Below are 3,569 nucleotides of genomic sequence, written 5' to 3' on the forward strand. Positions count from 1 at the left end.
TTCCCCGGCCAGATCATCGTCGGCCTGGATGCCAAGGATGGCAAGGTCGCCACCGATGGCTGGAGCAAGCTGTCCGGCCACGAAGTGGTGGACCTGGCGCAAAAGTTCGAAGGCTATGGCTGCGAAGCCATCGTCTACACCGACATCGGCCGCGACGGCATGATGGGCGGCGTCAACATCGAGGCTACCGTGCGCCTGGCGCAGGCGGTGACCATTCCCATCATCGCTTCGGGCGGCGTGCACAATGTGGGCGACGTCGAGGCGCTGTGCCGGGTCGAGGATGAAGGCATCGAAGCCGTCATCTGCGGCCGTTCCATCTATGAAGGTACGCTGGATCTGCGCAGCGGCCAGGATCGTGCGGATGAACTGACGCGCGAACTGGAAGCCAACCGCCTGTCCGGCAGCAAATAACATGGCCCTTGCAAAACGCATCATCCCTTGCCTGGACGTGACCGCAGGTCGCGTGGTCAAGGGCGTCAACTTCCTGGAGCTGCGCGATGCCGGCGATCCGGTCGAAATCGCACGTCGTTACGATGAGCAGGGCGCCGATGAGCTGACCTTCCTCGACATCACGGCCTCTTCCGATGGTCGCGACCTGATCCTGGACATCATCGAAGCCGTGGCCTCGCAGGTCTTCATCCCCCTGACCGTGGGTGGCGGTGTGCGCGCGGTGGAAGATGTGCGCCGCCTGCTCAATGCCGGCGCCGACAAGGTCGGCATCAACACCTCGGCCGTGACCAATCCGCAACTGGTGGCCGACGCTGCCAACAAGTACGGCTCGCAATGTATCGTGGTGGCCATCGACGCCAAGCGCGCCGGTGACGGCAAATGGGAGGTCTACACCCACGGCGGCCGCAATGCTACCGGCCTGGATGCGGTCGAATGGGCGCGCAAGATGGCGCAACTGGGCGCGGGCGAGATCCTGCTGACCAGCATGGACCGTGACGGTACCAAGAGCGGCTTCGACCTCGACCTGACCCGTGCGGTCTCGGAAGCAGTCAGCATTCCCGTGATCGCCTCCGGTGGCGTGGGCGGCCTGCAGGACCTGGCTGACGGTATCACCAAGGGTAAGGCCGACGCGGTGCTGGCGGCCAGCATCTTCCACTATGGCCAGCACACCGTGCAGGAAGCCAAGCGCTTCATGGCCGATCAGAACATTTCCATGAGGCTGGCATGAGCATCAGCGCCAAATGGCTCAACAAGGTCAAATGGGACGAAGTCGGCCTGGTGCCGGTGATCGCCCAGGAAGTAGGCAGCAATGACGTGCTGATGTTCGCCTGGATGAACCGCGAGGCGCTGGCGCGCACCGTGGAGATCGGTCAGGCGGTCTATTGGAGCCGCTCGCGCAAGAAGCTGTGGCACAAAGGTGAAGAATCAGGTCACTTCCAGAAGGTGCATGAAATCCGCCTGGACTGCGACGAAGACGTGGTCCTGCTCAAGGTCGAGCAGGTGGCCGGCATTGCCTGCCACACCGGTCGTCATTCCTGCTTCTTCCAGAAATTCGAAGGCAGCGCCGACAGCGGCGAATGGGTCACGGTCGAGCCGGTCCTCAAGGACCTGGCCCCCGGCGCGGGTGGCGGCCCTGTTGCGGCCACGGCCAGCGAGCCGGCAGCCAAGCCCAAGCGCGTGCGCAAGAGCATTCCCAAGCCCGTCGATAGCGACAAGACCCCATCATGAGTGAAACCCTGAAGCGCCTGGCCGAAGTCATCGAGTCGCGCAAGCTGGCCAATGGCGGCAATCCCGAGAAATCCTATGTCGCCAAGCTGTTTTCCAAGGGCGACGATGCCATCCTGAAGAAGATCGGCGAGGAAGCCACCGAGACCGTCATGGCCGCCAAGGATGCCCGTGTCTCGGGCGACAAGTCCAAGGTGCTCTATGAATGTGCCGACCTGTGGTTCCATTCCATGGTGATGTTGGCCCAGTTCGAGTTGAGCCCGCAGGATGTGCTCGATGAACTGGCGCGCCGCGAAGGGCTCTCTGGCCTGGAAGAAAAGGCTGCGCGCAAGGACTGATCGGCTGGATCGCTTCTCTTATCCCCTTGTTTCCCAGGAGTACGGACTTGGATAATTGCATTTTCTGTAAGATCGCGGCTGGCCAGATTCCCTCGAAGAAAATCTACGAGGATGAAGACCTGATCGCCTTCCACGACATCAACCCGGCCGCGCCGGTGCATTTCCTGATCGTGCCGCGCCAGCATGTGGCGACCCTGGCCGATTGCACCGACGAACATACCGCCATGCTGGGCAAGATGCTGGCGCTGGCGCCGCGCCTGGCGGCCGAGCAGGGCTGCGGTTATGGCGTTGACGCCGAAGGCAAGCCCACCGGCGGGTTCAAGATCCTGATCAACACCGGGCCGGACGGCCGCCAGGAGGTGTACCATCTGCACATGCACGTGATTGGCGGTCCGCATCCCTGGCGGGTACAGTTCGTGCAACAATAAGCATTCGCCGGCCCGGGGGCTGGCAGGTTTCACTTGTACACAGGGCAGGGATGTCCGCTTAGGAGAAGAGAATGGGTTCGTTCAGTATTTGGCATTGGCTGATTGTTCTGGTGATCGTGATGCTGGTCTTCGGCACCAAGAAGCTCGGCAACATGGGTTCCGACCTGGGCAAGGCAGTCAAGGGCTTCAAGGATGGCGTCAAGGGCGCCGACGAGGAAAAGAAGGATGTGGCCATCGATGTGCAGGCCAAGGAAAAGGACAAGTCCGGTAGCTGACCAGGCCGCCCCCGCCAGTCCTGTCTGGCGGGCCGCATGAGCCCACAGCCCGGATGGGCCGGGTACTCCAGTCTTGATGCGCTTGCCGCGCCATCGCTGTCCTCCTTAATGTCCACACAGACTCATGATTGATATCGGCCTTACCAAGCTGGCCTTGATCGGCGTGGTCGCGCTGGTCGTGATCGGCCCCGAGCGCCTGCCCAAGGTGGCGCGCATGGCCGGCACCCTGTTCGGCCGCGCCCAGCGCTACATCAACGACGTCAAGTCCGAAGTCAGCCGCGAGATGGAACTCGATGAGCTGCGCAAGATGCAGAAGGACGTCCAGGACGCTGCCAGCGACGTCAGTAATAGCATTCACAAAAGCATGTCAGAAACTGAAGCTTCGATCAACGATGCCTGGAATGGCGGCGATGATTCCTCCAGTTCCGACAGCGCCAGTGCCGGCGGTAGCTGGACCCGCACGCCGGATGCTTCGCTGCTGGCGATCAAGGCCAAGGCCTTCCGTCGCAAGAAGCTCTCGCGCACCACCGGCGTGCCGGCCTGGTACAAGCACCAGAGCGGTCACAAGACCCGTGTCATCTCGGCTTCAGCCCGCGTGGCCAAGTACCGCCGTCCGGTCGGCACCGGCAAGTCGGCCGGTTTCTTCTAATTTGGCGCAGCGCGTCTCACTTCATCAGAATTCCGACCCCATGGCTGAAGAAAACACCCAGGCCGAAGATACCTTCATCTCGCACCTGATCGAATTGCGCAGCCGCATCGTCAAGGCGGCTGCGGTGGTGCTGGTGGTGTTCCTGTGCCTGATGCCGTTCGCGGCCCATATCTTCGACGTGCTGGCCGCGCCGATGATCCATGCG

The 3,569-nt window shown here is 62.2% G+C and carries 7 protein-coding genes and 1 pseudogene; all 8 read left to right on the forward strand.

What is annotated here, in order from left to right; genetic code table 11:
- Positions 1 to 411 (forward strand): HisA/HisF-related TIM barrel protein (locus tag I5W_RS02085; protein ID WP_044528002.1); only part of this gene is annotated, 411 nt, incomplete at its 5' end.
- A 1-nt stretch (position 412) separates the two neighbouring features.
- A complete protein-coding gene (gene hisF / locus I5W_RS02090; protein ID WP_017453776.1) occupies positions 413 to 1,177 on the forward strand; it encodes an imidazole glycerol phosphate synthase subunit HisF in 765 nt (254 codons plus the stop codon).
- Positions 1,174 to 1,557: pseudogene (gene hisI / locus I5W_RS02095) on the forward strand (phosphoribosyl-AMP cyclohydrolase); the annotation flags it as partial. The gene hisF and the pseudogene hisI, both read left to right, overlap by 4 nt.
- A 116-nt stretch (positions 1,558 to 1,673) precedes the next feature.
- The gene (locus tag I5W_RS02100; RefSeq protein ID WP_017453778.1) at positions 1,674 to 2,012 is read left to right on the forward strand and encodes a phosphoribosyl-ATP diphosphatase; all 339 of its coding nucleotides are present in this window, start codon (positions 1,674 to 1,676) and stop codon (positions 2,010 to 2,012) included.
- 47 nt (positions 2,013 to 2,059) lie between these two features.
- Positions 2,060 to 2,440 (forward strand): histidine triad nucleotide-binding protein, encoded by a 381-nt coding sequence (locus I5W_RS02105; protein WP_017453779.1) that lies wholly within the window; start codon positions 2,060 to 2,062, stop codon positions 2,438 to 2,440.
- Positions 2,441 to 2,511: 71 nt separating this feature from the next.
- Entirely contained in the window at positions 2,512 to 2,715 is a 204-nt protein-coding gene (tatA, locus tag I5W_RS02110; protein WP_017453780.1) for a Sec-independent protein translocase subunit TatA, read from the forward strand.
- Between the two features lie 124 nt (positions 2,716 to 2,839).
- The gene (gene tatB, locus I5W_RS02115; RefSeq protein ID WP_017453781.1) at positions 2,840 to 3,364 is read left to right on the forward strand and encodes a Sec-independent protein translocase protein TatB; all 525 of its coding nucleotides are present in this window, start codon (positions 2,840 to 2,842) and stop codon (positions 3,362 to 3,364) included.
- Positions 3,365 to 3,404: 40 nt separating this feature from the next.
- The coding region (locus tag I5W_RS33045) for a twin-arginine translocase subunit TatC (protein ID WP_044528003.1) at positions 3,405 to 3,569 on the forward strand (165 nt) is incomplete at its 3' end.

It is taken from the genome of Herbaspirillum sp. B65 (assembly GCF_000333555.1).
GTDB classification, from domain to species: Bacteria; Pseudomonadota; Gammaproteobacteria; order Burkholderiales; family Burkholderiaceae_D; genus Herbaspirillum; species Herbaspirillum rubrisubalbicans.